This window comes from Sphingomonas asaccharolytica NBRC 15499 (assembly GCF_001598355.1).
GTDB lineage: Bacteria > Pseudomonadota > Alphaproteobacteria > Sphingomonadales > Sphingomonadaceae > Sphingomonas > Sphingomonas asaccharolytica.
Genome location: NZ_BCYU01000017.1, coordinates 58,354 through 71,419 on the forward strand (window position 1 = coordinate 58,354; position 13,066 = coordinate 71,419).

General features: G+C 64.7%; 14 protein-coding genes. 11 read left to right on the forward strand and 3 right to left on the reverse strand.

Annotated features, from left to right (window positions below; all coding sequences use genetic code 11):
• The first annotated feature begins 13 nt into the window (after nt 1-13).
• Entirely contained in the window at nt 14-574 is a 561-nt protein-coding gene (locus SAS01S_RS06845; protein WP_066806508.1) for a hypothetical protein, read from the forward strand.
• Nucleotides 575-621: 47 nt separating this feature from the next.
• On the opposite strand, the gene SAS01S_RS06850 is transcribed toward SAS01S_RS06845, so the two are convergent.
• A complete protein-coding gene (locus SAS01S_RS06850; RefSeq protein WP_066806510.1) occupies nt 622-1,416 on the reverse strand; it encodes a helix-turn-helix transcriptional regulator in 795 nt (264 codons plus the stop codon).
• 93 nt (nt 1,417-1,509) lie between these two features.
• Between SAS01S_RS06850 and SAS01S_RS06855 the strand changes: the two genes are divergently transcribed.
• From SAS01S_RS06855 to SAS01S_RS06880, 6 genes are all read left to right on the forward strand, one after another.
• Nucleotides 1,510-2,280, forward strand: coding sequence for a phytanoyl-CoA dioxygenase family protein (locus SAS01S_RS06855; protein ID WP_066806512.1), 771 nt, complete (start codon nt 1,510-1,512; stop codon nt 2,278-2,280).
• A gap of 31 nt (nt 2,281-2,311) precedes the next feature.
• A complete protein-coding gene (locus SAS01S_RS06860; protein WP_066806513.1) occupies nt 2,312-3,676 on the forward strand; it encodes a tannase/feruloyl esterase family alpha/beta hydrolase in 1,365 nt (454 codons plus the stop codon).
• A gap of 426 nt (nt 3,677-4,102) precedes the next feature.
• Nucleotides 4,103-4,567, forward strand: coding sequence for a nuclear transport factor 2 family protein (locus tag SAS01S_RS06865; protein WP_066806514.1), 465 nt, complete (start codon nt 4,103-4,105; stop codon nt 4,565-4,567).
• A gap of 196 nt (nt 4,568-4,763) precedes the next feature.
• Nucleotides 4,764-5,087 carry a helix-turn-helix domain-containing protein gene (locus SAS01S_RS06870; protein WP_066806515.1) on the forward strand — a complete coding sequence of 108 codons (324 nt, stop codon included), beginning with the start codon at nt 4,764-4,766 and terminating at the stop codon, nt 5,085-5,087.
• On the forward strand, nt 5,071-6,777 hold the full coding sequence (locus SAS01S_RS06875) for a SulP family inorganic anion transporter (protein ID WP_066806516.1): 1,707 nt from the start codon (nt 5,071-5,073) through the stop codon (nt 6,775-6,777). The genes SAS01S_RS06870 and SAS01S_RS06875 overlap by 17 nt, the downstream gene beginning before the upstream one ends.
• Nucleotides 6,778-6,799: 22 nt before the next feature.
• On the forward strand, nt 6,800-7,108 hold the full coding sequence (locus tag SAS01S_RS06880; RefSeq protein WP_066806518.1) for an alkylphosphonate utilization protein: 309 nt from the start codon (nt 6,800-6,802) through the stop codon (nt 7,106-7,108).
• 24 nt (nt 7,109-7,132) lie between these two features.
• Here the strand turns inward: SAS01S_RS06880 and SAS01S_RS06885 are convergent, their stop codons facing one another.
• Nucleotides 7,133-8,185 carry a LacI family DNA-binding transcriptional regulator gene (locus SAS01S_RS06885; protein ID WP_066806520.1) on the reverse strand — a complete coding sequence of 351 codons (1,053 nt, stop codon included), beginning with the start codon at nt 8,183-8,185 and terminating at the stop codon, nt 7,133-7,135.
• Nucleotides 8,186-8,389: 204 nt separating this feature from the next.
• Between SAS01S_RS06885 and SAS01S_RS06890 the strand changes: the two genes are divergently transcribed.
• Nucleotides 8,390-9,217 (forward strand): oxygenase MpaB family protein, encoded by an 828-nt coding sequence (locus tag SAS01S_RS06890; RefSeq protein ID WP_066806540.1) that lies wholly within the window; start codon nt 8,390-8,392, stop codon nt 9,215-9,217.
• Nucleotide 9,218: 1 nt separating this feature from the next.
• Here the strand turns inward: SAS01S_RS06890 and SAS01S_RS06895 are convergent, their stop codons facing one another.
• Nucleotides 9,219-10,652: an amino acid permease gene (locus tag SAS01S_RS06895; RefSeq protein ID WP_066806522.1), complete on the reverse strand. Its 1,434-nt coding sequence runs from the start codon at nt 10,650-10,652 to the stop codon at nt 9,219-9,221.
• Nucleotides 10,653-10,836: 184 nt separating this feature from the next.
• Here SAS01S_RS06895 and SAS01S_RS06900 point away from each other — a divergent pair, with 184 nt between their 5' ends.
• Genes SAS01S_RS06900 through SAS01S_RS06910 form a run of 3 tightly spaced genes read left to right on the forward strand, consistent with a single transcriptional unit; the run spans nt 10,837 to nt 13,048 of the window.
• Complete coding sequence (locus SAS01S_RS06900) at nt 10,837-11,991, forward strand: isovaleryl-CoA dehydrogenase (protein WP_066806542.1); 1,155 nt, start codon at nt 10,837-10,839, stop codon at nt 11,989-11,991.
• A 13-nt stretch (nt 11,992-12,004) separates the two neighbouring features.
• Nucleotides 12,005-12,631 carry a glutathione S-transferase family protein gene (locus SAS01S_RS06905; protein WP_066806524.1) on the forward strand — a complete coding sequence of 209 codons (627 nt, stop codon included), beginning with the start codon at nt 12,005-12,007 and terminating at the stop codon, nt 12,629-12,631.
• A 3-nt stretch (nt 12,632-12,634) separates the two neighbouring features.
• Entirely contained in the window at nt 12,635-13,048 is a 414-nt protein-coding gene (locus SAS01S_RS06910; protein WP_066806527.1) for a helix-turn-helix domain-containing protein, read from the forward strand.
• The last annotated feature ends 18 nt before the right edge of the window (nt 13,049-13,066 follow it).

Consider the following 13,066-nt stretch of genomic DNA (forward strand, 5'->3'; position numbering starts at 1 on the left):
AACTCGAGCGCGGATGCGCACCGAGGCAGATCTGGAAACCATTTTGCTCGGGCCCGTCCTCGCGGATCGTGCCTGCGGGGATTGCGTGGTGTGCTGCACCGTCCTCAAAATGGATGCACCGGATTTCAAGAAACCTGCGGGAATAGCTTGCGAGCACCTCGCTTCGCGTGGGTGCGGAATCCACGCGGCGCGCCCTGATATCTGCCGGTCGTGGTTCTGCGCCTGGCGCAGGGTCGCGGACCTGCCCGATGAAGCGCGGCCGGACCGGTCGGGGCTTCTAGTATCGCTCAATTTCGAGCGCGAGCCGCGCAATTGCTTCGAGGGCGTGTCGATCAACGTTCGTGCACTCCCCGACACCGACGCGATCGAAAATGGCATGGCCGCAACCATCCTCGATAGCCTATGCGATGGGCTGGTCCCGGTCTGGTTCAGCGACGGGGCGAAGAAGATGCTGATGCACCCCGAGCACGACGTCGCCAGCCTCGTCATTTCGGGAGAGCCCGCCCCTCCCCATCTGCAGGAGGAGGTCGCCGCGTGGCGCGAGCATTATGGTATGTTCTCGGCAATCGATTAGGTTTCTGGACACGCGACGGTGACTGCGGCGTGCAACCGAAACGCCGACTAGCGATCGGGGTCGATGGTCGCGGCATGGCTCGCTGCACGGATCGCCGATGGGCTGGCGCCGAGCATCCGCCGTACGCTCTTGTTGAAATGCTGCGGGTCGGAAATCCCGACGCGCTCGGCGATACGCCAGATCGGCAAATCGGTGGACTCGAGCAGATACCGTGCATGCTCGACCCGCCGCGCGATCAGGCGATGCGGAATGGTCGTGCCGTAGCGCGCGCGGAATGCCCGGGCGAGATGCGCCTGCGACCGGCCAACCGCCGCGGCGATCGCCGGTACGTCAAGCGGCTCGGCGAAACGCGCGTCGATCAACGACGCCGCGCGTTCGGCCGCGCCGTCGACACGTTCCTCCGCGGTGGCGAGGTCGAGCAACAGCGCCTGCAGCGCGAGCCCTGCCTGGATGCCGGCGACCGGGCTGTCGCTCGCGCGCGCATGGCACGCAGCGATATGCGCCATGCGTTCGCGCACCGCGGCAACCGTTCCCGCGGCGCGGTGAAACGGGAGGCGCGCGGTATCGTCGCCCTGCCCTTCCGCTGCGAAATGCACGCACCAATGCTGCCCCGGCGCGGCCAGATCGTAGGACGAGACCATACCCGCCGGACTGATCGTCACGTCGCCGGGAGCAAGCGCCTGCTCGCGACCGGCGAGCAGCATGGTGCCGTCATAATCGTGGAGGTGCAGCGCGTGCGTCGCACCCAGATAGCGCGTCTCATAAGCGCGATCGGCAAGCGCGAAGCGTCCCGCCACCTCGATCTGCGGCACCGCGCGCATCGGCCAATCCAGTCCGTCCATGTTCGAATTTTTACCACATCCAGCGGGTTCGGCCAATCGCCATCAAGGCGTATTCCTGGCAAAACGACTAGATATTAACAGGAGTTTTCGACCATGTCTGCGATCCCTGGCCTGACGCCGGAGCAGCTCAGCTTCTACCATAAGAATGGCTATGTCCGCGTCGCCGGACTCCTGTCACCGGAAGAGGCGGCCGCCTATCGCGCCGAAGTCCATGCCATCGCCGAGCGCCAGGGATCGAACGACGCGACCTGGGAAAGCGTTCGCGGACAGGACACACGGATCACGCATTGCCACGACGTGCAGTTCCGATCGGCGGCGTTCACCCGCCTCCTTGTCGACGAGCGCCTGACCAGGGTCGCGCAGGCGATCATCGGACCCAATGTCCAGCTCCATCACAGCAAGATGTTCATCAAGCCGCCGGAAAAGGGCTCGCCCTTTCCGATGCACCAGGACTTCCCCTATTTTCCACATCGCGATCATTCGATGATCGCGGTGATCCTGCATTTCGACGACGCTCCCGAGGAGAAAGGCTGCCTGCGGGTCTATCCCGGCAGCCACAAACTGGGGCCGCTCCCCGCGATCGGGGCGGACCACCATTTGCCAGAGGACAGGTTTACGCTCGACGGGGCGACACCAATCCCGGCCAAAGCGGGCGACGCGATCTTCTTCTCCTATCTCCTCGCCCATGGCTCCGGTCTCAATATATCGGGCGAGCCGCGCACGACGCTGCTGGTGCAATTGCGCGATCCGGCCGACCTGCCGCTGCGCGAAGGGCATGGCTCGCGGGGTCAGGGGATGATGCTGGCCGGTATCGACCCGTCGACCGAGGAGTTCCGCTTCGCCTGGGAAGACAAGGCTGCGTAATCGCCACCTCCTCGCCGCGCTGCCCGCGCTGATGCTGCTCGGTGCGGCACGCGAGGATTCGTGCGCGGCGCTGCGCCGAGCGATCATTCCGAACCTGGACATCGTCGCGGCAGGGATCGCCAACAATGCTTGCCGGGTCGAAGCGATCGCGCGCGCCCGCCGCAATGCCGCAATCAGGATCGAACTCTGGTTGCCCGCGCCCGCCGCCTGGAGCGGGCGCTATTACCAGATGGGAAATGGCGGCTTTGCCGGCAGCATCGATCGCGCCACGCTGGCGGCGGCTGCCGCCCGCGGCGATATCGCAGCGGCCACCGATACCGGACACCAGGGAACCGGGTTCGATGCGAGTTGGGCAGCGAACCGACCCGATCTGGTCGATGATTATGCCGGGCGATCGATCAAAGTCACGTCGGACGCCGCGGCCGCGCTAACCAGGCTGTATTATAAGCGGCCCGCCACAAGGCGATATTTCATGGGGTGCTCCTTTGGCGGCCGTCAGGCCCTGGTCGCCGCCACGCGCTGGCCCGACGATTGGGACGGCGTTATCGCCGGCGCCCCGGCCGCCGACTGGCCGCGCCGGCTCGAGGCATTCGCCGCGATCCAGCATGCGCTGCGCGCGGTCCCCGGCGGATGGATCGCTCCCGAGCGAATTGCCGCTCTGGCGGCCATCGCCCATGCCACTTGCCGCCAGGGGCAAATGGGATGCGCCCCAGAGGCCGTTCGGCGCGCTTGCTATCGCGGACGCACGTCCGCTTGCCTCGCCCCCGCACAGGACGCGGCGTTGCGCGTGATCGATGCGGCGGGCTATCCGCTCGGCGATGCCGACCCGGCGGAATGGCGACGCTGGATCGTCAACGCCGCCCCTGTGGCGCCATCGCAGCTGACTTTTGCCACGCAAGGCGCGCGCTTTCTGCTCCACCGCGGACATCGCTGGACCATCGCGGCGTATCGCCCGAGCCCGATCGATCCGGCAGCGCGACGCACGTTCGCGCTGGGCAGCCTCGAGCGCTTCGCCGCCAAGGGCGGCAAGGTGCTCTCCTATTTCGGCACGGCAGATGCCGTCCTGCCCCCTGGATTCGCGGTTGCCGATGCCCGCGCCCATGCCGCCGAGGTCGGTGGCGACGAAGCACTGATGCGGACGTACCGCTTGTTCCTGATCCCCGGCATGGCGCATTGCCAGGGCGGAGCCGCACCCCACGCCATCGGACAATCGCTCCCCGCCCCTTCGCTCCAGGACGACCCGCAACACGACGTCCGACGCGCGCTCGAAGCCTGGGTCGAGCACGGGACCGCCCCCAACAGCCTGATCGCAGCGTCGCTGCCGGACAGCTCACCGCGGCGCCAAGTCGTCCTGCGCCTGGTCAACTTCGGCGCAGCGAGAACGGCTGGGAGATGAGTTTATGATCCGACCGAGCAACTGACGGCGCGCAACCTCCATTCCGTTGAGCAGGCGATTGCCCCCTAGCCGATCGACTGCGAGGTCGATGAATGCGCGGACTTTCGCCGGCGCATGACGACCCTGAGGATGGATTACATGGATCCGCAGCGGAGGCTCCTCATAGGCGCCCAGCGCGGTCTGAAGCTCCCCTTCGACCAGCGCCGATCTGGTACGCGAGCATCCGGGTCAGATCATAGCCCGCCCGGGCGGTAGTGATCGTGTTGCAACTCAGCGACGTGGGGAGCGCATCCTGCTGGTGCTTTGAATGGGATTGAAGCGCTGTATGTGACAGATCCTTGTCTGCTTTCGACATTCAGCAACCCGGCGCTTTCGAGCAGACTGTCTTCGACGGATTGCCCCAATGCCACCCTGAAGGAGATTTCCATGTCCCGTCCACCGCTGCCCCCGTTCACCGAGGCAACCGCGATCGAGAAGGTCCGGCTCGCCGAGGATGGCTGGAATACCCGCGATGCCGCTAAGGTCGCGCTGGCTTATACGCTCGATACGAAGTGGCGGAATCGCGTCGAGTTCGCGACAAACCGCGAAGAGGCCCGAGCCTTCCTCACGCGCAAGTGGAACAAGGAACACGAATATCGCCTGATCAAGGAGCTCTGGGCATTCGCCGGAAACCGCATCGCGGTGCGCTATGCCTATGAGTATCGCGACGACAGCGGCCATTGGTTCCGCGCTTATGGCAATGAAAACTGGGAATTCGCCGATGACGGGCTGATGCGGACTCGCCATGCCAGCATCAACGAGATGCCGATCACCGAAGAAGAGCGAAAATTCCGTTGGCCGCTGGGTCGCCGTCCCAACGATCACCCCGGGCTTAGTCACTTCGGCTTCTGATCCGAGCGATGCGGAGAGGGGCATGGCGCGAGCGGTTCAAGTTCGATGCGCGCGCCCGCTTACGACTGAGCTCGCGTTGACCGAGCGCGCGCTTCTCGCTGGAATTCGAGTTGGCGGAAACTCATATTACCTATATTGCATTTGGGTAAGTAATTTCTACACATGTAATGTGATGTTTTATACATCATGAGGCACCATGATCACGTCCCAGCAAATGCGCGCGGCCCGCGCCCTTCTCGAGATCGACCAGCGCCAGCTCGCCAAGCTTGCGGGGCTGTCGCTGCCGACCATCCAGCGCATGGAGGCATCCAGCGGCCAGGTCCGCGGCGTCGTGGATACGCTGGTCAAGGTGATCTCCGCGCTCGAGCGCGCCGGCATCGAACTGATTGGAGAGAATGCGCCAAGCGTTGGGGTGGGGCGCGGCGTGCGGCTGAAAGAGACGCTGAGTGGAGACTCGCTCAAGCAGGTGCCGTCCATGCTGTTCGACCAGGCACCGGGAGCCAATGGCGGTGCTGCATGATCCGCGCTGGACGGCTTTTACACCCAAGCTGATCACCGTTCTCGGCGAAGGCTATACATTCGATCGTTTCAGGCGGGACGCTATAGCCGGTCTGACCGTTGCCATCGTTGCCCTGCCGTTGGCGATGGCGCTCGGCATCGCGAGTGGCGCGTCGCCCGATAAAGGCCTGATCACGGCGGTCGTCGCCGGATTCCTGATCTCCGCGCTGGGCGGATCGCGAGCGCAGGTCGGCGGCCCTACCGGCGCCTTCGTCGTGGTTGTGTTCAACGTGATCGCGCAGCACGGCTATGACGGACTGCTACTCGCAACGTTGGTGGCCGGCTTTATCCTGATCATCGCCGGCTATGCCAAGCTCGGTGCGCTGGTGAAGTTCATTCCACATCCCGTGGTGACCGGCTTCACTGCAGGCATCGCCGTCATCATCGCATCGAGCGAGGTCAAGGATTTCCTGGGGCTGTCGATCGACAAAGTGCCTGCGGATTTCTTGCGCAAATGGCAGGCCTATCTCGGGGCACTCGGCAGCATCCATGCCACGACATTGGCAATCGGCATTGGGTCGCTCCTCCTCATCCTCGGCTTGCGCAAAGTGGCGTCGCGCGTGCCCGGTTTCCTGGTCGCGGTGGTTGTCGCGTCGATAGCCGTCGCGCTCTTGCGTCTCCCGGTGGAAACGATCGGTTCTCGGTTTCCGCACATTCCGGCCGGCCTGCCCGCACCGGCGCTGCCGTCGATCTCGCTGACCAAGTTGCAGGCGATCCTGCCTTCCGCCTTCACCATCGCGTTTCTTGCGGGGATCGAGGCATTGCTGTCGGCAGTGGTGGCTGACGGGATGATCGGATCGCGGCACCGATCCAATCAGGAACTGGTCGGCCAGGGCGTCGCCAACATCGCGTCGGCCCTGTTCTGCGGATTACCGGCCACCGGCGCGATCGCCCGGACGGCGACGAGCATCCGGGCTGGTGCGCTTACCCCGGTGGCCGGCATGCTGCACGCGCTGTTCCTGCTCCTGTTCATCCTGTTCGCGACTGATCTGATGGCGTTCGTGCCGATGGCCGCGCTCGCCGCGATCCTGTTCCTGGTCGCTTGGGGGATGAGCGAGCATGAGCGCTTCATCGGCCTGTTGCGCATGCCCAATGGCGATCGCGCGGTGCTGCTGCTCACTTTCGGACTCACGGTGTTGGTCGACCTCACCATGGCGATCGCCGTCGGCGTCACGCTCGCCTCGCTCCTGTTCATGATGCGGATGAGCGAAACGGTCCAGATCGAGGCGGGACCCGATCAAACGCCCGATGACGAGGACGGCGAGGATATTCATCAGCGCGATGCTCTTCCCGCCGGCGTCGAGGTATTCCGCATCGACGGGCCGGTCTTCTTCGGCATTGCCGGCGAGTTGCTCGATACGCTGCGGCGGATCGGCAGCACGCCCAAGGTCATCATCCTGCGCATGCGGCGCGTGCCGTTGCTCGACGCCAGCGGCGCGACGACGATCGCCGACATCTTGCGCCAGTCAAACGCAGCCGGCGCCCAGATCATCCTGTCCGGCGTGCAGCCGCAACCTCTCGCGATGCTCGATCGGGTTCGTCTCGGGCGAGGCAATGCCGGCGTCATCCATGCCGAGAGCTTTCCCGAAGCGCTGCGGATCGCCGCGAGCATCGTGAACGTGACCAACGCCGCGCCCACCGCGCCCAACTGACAGCCGAAACGAAAGATCGACGATGACCGACAGCAATGAAGACTATGTCTACGACGATGCCACCGGCGAGTGGATCAGCGCCTCCGCAGCCGCGGCGAGCGTGCAGGACCCCGATGTTATCGAAGTGCGCGATGCCGTCGGCAATTTGCTCGCAGACGGCGATAGCGTGACGCTGATCAAGGATCTGGCCGTCAAAGGCGCGAACCAGACGCTGAAGCGGGGCACGGTGATCAAGTCGATCCGGCTGACCGGCGACGCCCAGGAGATCGATTGCCGCTACGAGGGCATCAAGGGCCTGGTCCTGCGCGCGGAGTTCGTCCGCAAGCGCTGACGACGTCTTGGGCTAGCGCGGGATCTAATCCTGGGACGGCGGCGCGTCGGACTGGCGCCGGACGAGATCGAAATCGAGCACCAGATGCTGCGGCGCGGCGCTCTTGCCGTTCTTGCGGTCCTTGATCTCGCGCACCAGCAATTCGACCGCGGTCCGCGACATCTCGATGATCGGCTGGCGGATCGTGGTGAGCTCGGGCCAGATCGTCGTCGCGAGCGCAGTGTCGTCGAACCCGCACACGGTGAGGTCGCGCGGCACTTCGAGTCGGCGGCGATGCGCGACGGCTACCGCCGCCGCCGCCATATCATCGTTACTCGCGAAGATCGCGGTTGGCCGATCGGCCAATGTCAGCAATCGCTCGGCCGCGTCGAGGCCCGATCGATAGGTGAACAGCCCTTGCACGATCAGCCCAGCTTCCTCGTCCAATCCGCACCCGGCCAAAGCGGCGCGATAGCCCGCCAGGCGCTCGGCGCTCGCGGTCTGATTGGGATTGCCGATGATGAAGCCGATCCGGCGGTGCCCCAGTCCGATCAGGTGCTGCGTCATCTCGAACGCGGCGCGGCGATCGTCGATGCTGACCGCCGCCATCGTGGCGATCGGTCGGCCGGTCGCGACCGCAACTGCCGGAATATCGTGCTCCGCGACTGCCGCCAGGACCGCCGTCGCATCGCAGAGCGGCGGCGGCAGGACGATCCCGTCGACCCTGCCCTGCACCAGGTGATCAATGACCGATTGTTCGAGCGCGTCCTCATCGCATTTCTCGACGATCAGCTGGACGTTGCTGCGCGATGCCTGGTCGAGGCTGCCGACCAGGAACTCGCTGAGATAGGCGGAACTGGGGTTGCTGTAGAGCAAGCCGATGCGCATTTCCTCGCCCCCGGCCAGCGACCGCGCGGCGGCACTGGGCGAGTAATTGAGCTTGCGGATCACCTCGTTGACCAACTCGCGCGTACGGTCGCGTACATTGGCCTCGCCGTTGATCACGCGCGACACCGTCATCGGCGAAACACCCGCCGCTGCTGCGACATCGCTGATCGTCGGCGCGTTGTGCTGTCGTCTAGAGGGGCGGTTGGTCATTACGGTCTCCGGCCACGCGACTCCCCTATGGACATCGCCGCGCGGCGATCAAGGACGCTATCGTTTCGCTGCGGTCGGAACGATGTCCTGCAATAGCCGGTTTTGTCGATGGCGATGACAGTTGCTGGCGATGCGCATCAATACTCGCGTAGCCAACCGATGTGGCCGCTCGCTTGCGGCGCCGACTTTGCCTATGCATCGCGCATGATCGGCCCCCGCTCCGCCATCGCGCGCCAGGTGCGCAGCTTGTTGTCCGATCCCGCCAATCCGCCGATCGTGCGGGCGCTCGACGGCAGCGGATTGTTCGCTCCGGACTCGATCAGCTGGCGCGTTCATATCGACGTCACCGGCATGATGGTCGGCGGCATCGCCGCGTTGATGCTGCAGATGCTGCACCCGCGCGTGCTGGCGGGGGTGTGGGACCATTCGAGCTTTCGCGACGACATGAATGCTCGGCTGAAAGGCACGGCACGCTTCATCGCCCAGACCACGTTCGAGACGCGCGCATCCGCCGAAACGCAGATCGCGCGCGTCCGCCACATTCACGATGCGGTGTCGGGAACGCTGCCCGACGGCACACCGTATCGCGCCGGGGATCCGCATTTGCTCGCCTGGGTCCATGTCGCCGAAGTGTCGAGCTTTCTCGCCGGCTGGATTCGCTATGGCGAACCGGGGATGAGCGTCACCGATCAGGACCGTTATTATGCCGAGGTCGCGCTGATCGCCGAACTGCTCGGCGCCGATCCGATCCCGCGCAGCCGCGTCGAGGCGGACGCGATCATCCGCGACTTCCTGCCCGAATTGCAAGCCGATGCACGCAGCCATGAAGTGCTCCACATCCTGCTCGAACAGCCGCCGCCCAGCCTGATGCTGGTGCCGTTCCAGGCAATGACGATGCGCGCCGCCATCGACCTGCTGCCCGACTGGGCACGCCGGATGCATGGCCTCCGACGTCCAAGCCTGAGCCGTCCGGTCGTTCACGCCGGCACGCGCGGCGTCGCGGAGGTCGTGCGCTGGGCGCTGAAGTCCTGACTCAGGCGATCGACGCGCGACGTCTCGCATAGAGGAAATAGATCGCCAGTCCGATGCCGTTCCAGATGAAGAACGAGATCTGGGTGATGCTCTGCAGGCTGGTGAAGAGATAGAGGCAGCCGAGGATAGCGATCGGCGCGACCAGCCATATCAAAGGCGTGCGGAACGGCCGCTTCACGCCCGGATCGCGCCGGCGCGATACCAAAACGCACACCGCCACGGCGATGAACGCGCACAATGTCCCGGCATTGGCCAGGCTGGCGATGACGTCGAGCGGGACGAGCGCGGCGAGCACCGACACCAGCACCGCCGTCACCGCGGTGATCCGCGCGGGCGTGCCGCGGCTCGATACCTTGGCCAGGCTGGCGGGCAGGAAGCCATCCCGCGCCATCACCAGGAAGATCCGGCTCTGGCCGTAGAGGAATCCCAGGATCACCGTCGGCAGCGCGATCGCCGCGGCCGCCGCGACCACCGTCGCGACGCGCCCCTGCCCGATCTCACGAAGGATCAGCGCGAGCGGCTCGGGGCTGTTCGAGAATTTGGAGAAGTGCAGCGCGCCGACCGCAGCTGCGGCGACGATCATGTAGATTACCGTGCACGCGAGCATCGATCCGACGATGCCGATGGCGAGATCGCGCTCGGGGCGTTTGGTCTCTTCGGCGGCGGTCGAGATCGCGTCGAAACCGTAAAAGGCGAAGAAGATGATCGCGGCCGCGCCCATCATGCCGAACTTGACGCCGCATTGGCCGGGTGTGCTGCCGTAACCGAGCGGCGCGAATGGATGCAGATTCGCCATATCGAAATGCGGCAAGGCGACCGCCACGAACAACGCAAGCGTCACGATCTTGAGCAACACCAATGCCGAATTGATCCTGGCGCTTTCGCGCGTGCCGAGCATCAACAACCCCGCCACCACTGCGATGATCAGGATCGCCGGCAAATTGATCCCGAAACTGGCGGTTGCCGTCGCGGCCGCGCCGCAGACCTGGCCGCCCAAAGTCGGGCCATGCGTCAAATAGTCCGGGAGGATGATCCCCAGCCCCTTCAGGAACCCGACTGCATAGCCCGACCAGCCGACCGCGACGGTGGCGACTACCAGCGAATATTCGAGGATCAGCGACCAACCGACCACCCAGGCGATCACCTCGCCCAAGGTCGCATAGCTATAGGTGTAGGCACTGCCCGATGCCGGGATCATCGTCGCCATCTCGGCGTAGCAGAGCGCCGCCGCCGCGCAGATCGCGCCCGCGACGAGGAAGCTCAAGAGCACTGCGGGTCCGGCACGATCGGCCCCCACCCCGATCAAGGTCAGGATCCCGGTGCCGACGATAGCGCCGACGCCCAACGCGACCAGATGCGGCCAGCTCAGCGTCCGCGCGAGCTGATGCTCGGGCGGCGCTTCGGTAATGGTCTTGCGGCGAAGAAGACTGGTCATGCGGCCCCCGGGGGAATTCGTTTCGGACGAGACTAACGGCTCAAATCAGCCAGGCAAAGCGCCAGACTGAATATTGCGAGGACCAGATCGGCGTTGCGCAGTTCGCGCCCCTTTGCCCGTCGGCCGCGACGCTAGCGCGGCCTTTTGCGGCGCGCTACAGCCGCGATCAACGCAGGAGACAATGATGGACGCCACCCTCGACTTCGCCCTCGGTGAGACCGCCGACATGATCCGCGACACCACCCGGCGGTTTGCGAGCGAGCGGATCGCGCCCTTGGCCGCGAAGATCGACGCCGAGGATTGGTTTCCGGTGGAGCTGTGGCCGCAGATGGGCGAGCTCGGCCTGCACGGCATCACGGTCGAACAGGAATATGGCGGTCTCGGGCTCGGCTATCTCGAGCATGTCATCGCCTGCGAGGAAGTCAGCCGCGCCTCGGCCTCGATCGGGCTTTCTTATGGCGCGCATTCGAACCTCTGCATCAACCAGCTGCGCCGCTGGGCCAGCCCTGAGCAAAAAGCGAAATATCTACCCAAGCTGATCTCGGGCGAACATATCGGCAGCCTGGCCATGTCCGAAGCGGGCGCCGGATCCGACGTGGTCGGGATGAAGTTGCGGGCCGAAGAGGTGCAGGGCGGCTATGTCCTCAACGGCACCAAATTCTGGATCACCAACGCGGCCTATGCCGACACGCTGGTCGTCTACGCGAAGACCGGTGAAGGCTCGCGCGGCATCACCACTTTCATCATCGAGAAGGACATGCCCGGCTTCTCGATCGGCCAGAAGATCGACAAGATGGGCATGCGCGGAAGCCCGACCGCCGAGCTGGTATTCAACGATTGCGAAGTGCCCGAGGAGAACATCATGGGCCCGCTCAACGGCGGCGTCGGCGTGCTGATGTCGGGGCTCGATTACGAACGCACCGTGCTTGCCGGGATCCAGCTCGGGATCATGCAGGCCTGTCTCGACGTCGTCATTCCCTATGTCCGCGAGCGCAAGCAATTCGGCCAGTCGATCGGTACGTTCCAGCTGATGCAGGCCAAGATCGCCGACATGTATGTCGCGCTCAATTCGGCGCGCGCTTATGTTTATGCGGTCGCCAAATCGTGCGATACCGGCAAGACCACCCGGTTCGACGCCGCAGGCGCGATCCTGCTGGCGAGCGAGAATGCGGTAAAGGTCAGCCTGGAGGCGATCCAGGCGCTGGGCGGCGCCGGCTATACCAAGGACTGGCCGGTTGAGCGCTTCGCCCGCGACGCCAAATTGCTCGACATTGGTGCTGGCACCAATGAAATCCGCCGCATGCTGATCGGTCGCGAACTGATCGGCGCGGGGTCATAGGAGCGAGCCAGGCATGAAACTGATCGGCCAATACGATTCTCCCTTCGTCCGTCGCGTCGGCATCACGCTGACGCTCTATGGGATCGAGTTCGAGCATTTGCCCTGGTCGACCTTCGGCGATGCCGACAAGATCGCACCGTACAATCCGCTCCGGCCCGTGCCCGTTCTCGTGTTCGATGACGGCATGTCGGTGATGGACTCGAACGTCATCGTTACCTTGCTCGACGAGTTGGCGGGCAATGATGCCGTGCTGACCCGGACCGGTGCCGACCTGCGGCTCATGCTGCGCTGGTGTGCGCTCGCCGCCGGCGCCGCCGACAAGGGCGTCAGCCTCGTCTATGAAAAGGCGTTTCGCGAGGGCCTGGCGATGTGGGTCGATCGCTGCCGCGCGCAGGTAACCGACACGCTCGATCTACTCGATCAAGAGCGCGCGGCGGCAGGCGAATGGTTCGGCGGCGCGACGATGAGCCATGCCGATCTGCTGACGGCAACCGTCTTCCGCTTCATCAGCGAGGCGCTGGCCGAACAATTCGATTTCGGCCGCTGGCCGGCGCTCGTCGCGCATTCGCAAGCATGCGAAGAGATACCGGCATTCCGGGCGATCTATCAACCGTACGAACTCACGCCACCCAAGGACTGAGCGATGTGGCGAACGGTCATCCTCTATGCGCTGGGACTGGCCGTCGCCGCCGTCGCACTCGAGCAACTCAAGTTCCGCTACGCCGCCGACGAGATATCGACCGACGTCTATGTCGGTTTGCTCGCGCTCGGCTTTACCGTGTTGGGTTTGTGGGTCGGCCACCGGCTGACGGCGAAGAAGCCCGCTGCGCCGTTCGAACGCAACAATGCGGCGATCGCCTCGCTCGGCCTTACGCCGCGCGAGTGTGAGATCCTCGATCTGCTGGCGTCGGGCCGCACCAACCAGGAGCTGGCGCACGTGCTGGGCGTGTCACCCAATACGGTGAAGACTCACCTGGCCAATTTGTTTGCCAAGCTTGAGGTCGACCGCAGGGTCAAGGCGATCGAAAAGGCGCGATTCCTGGCGTTGATCGAATGACTAAAATCCTCCCCGTTT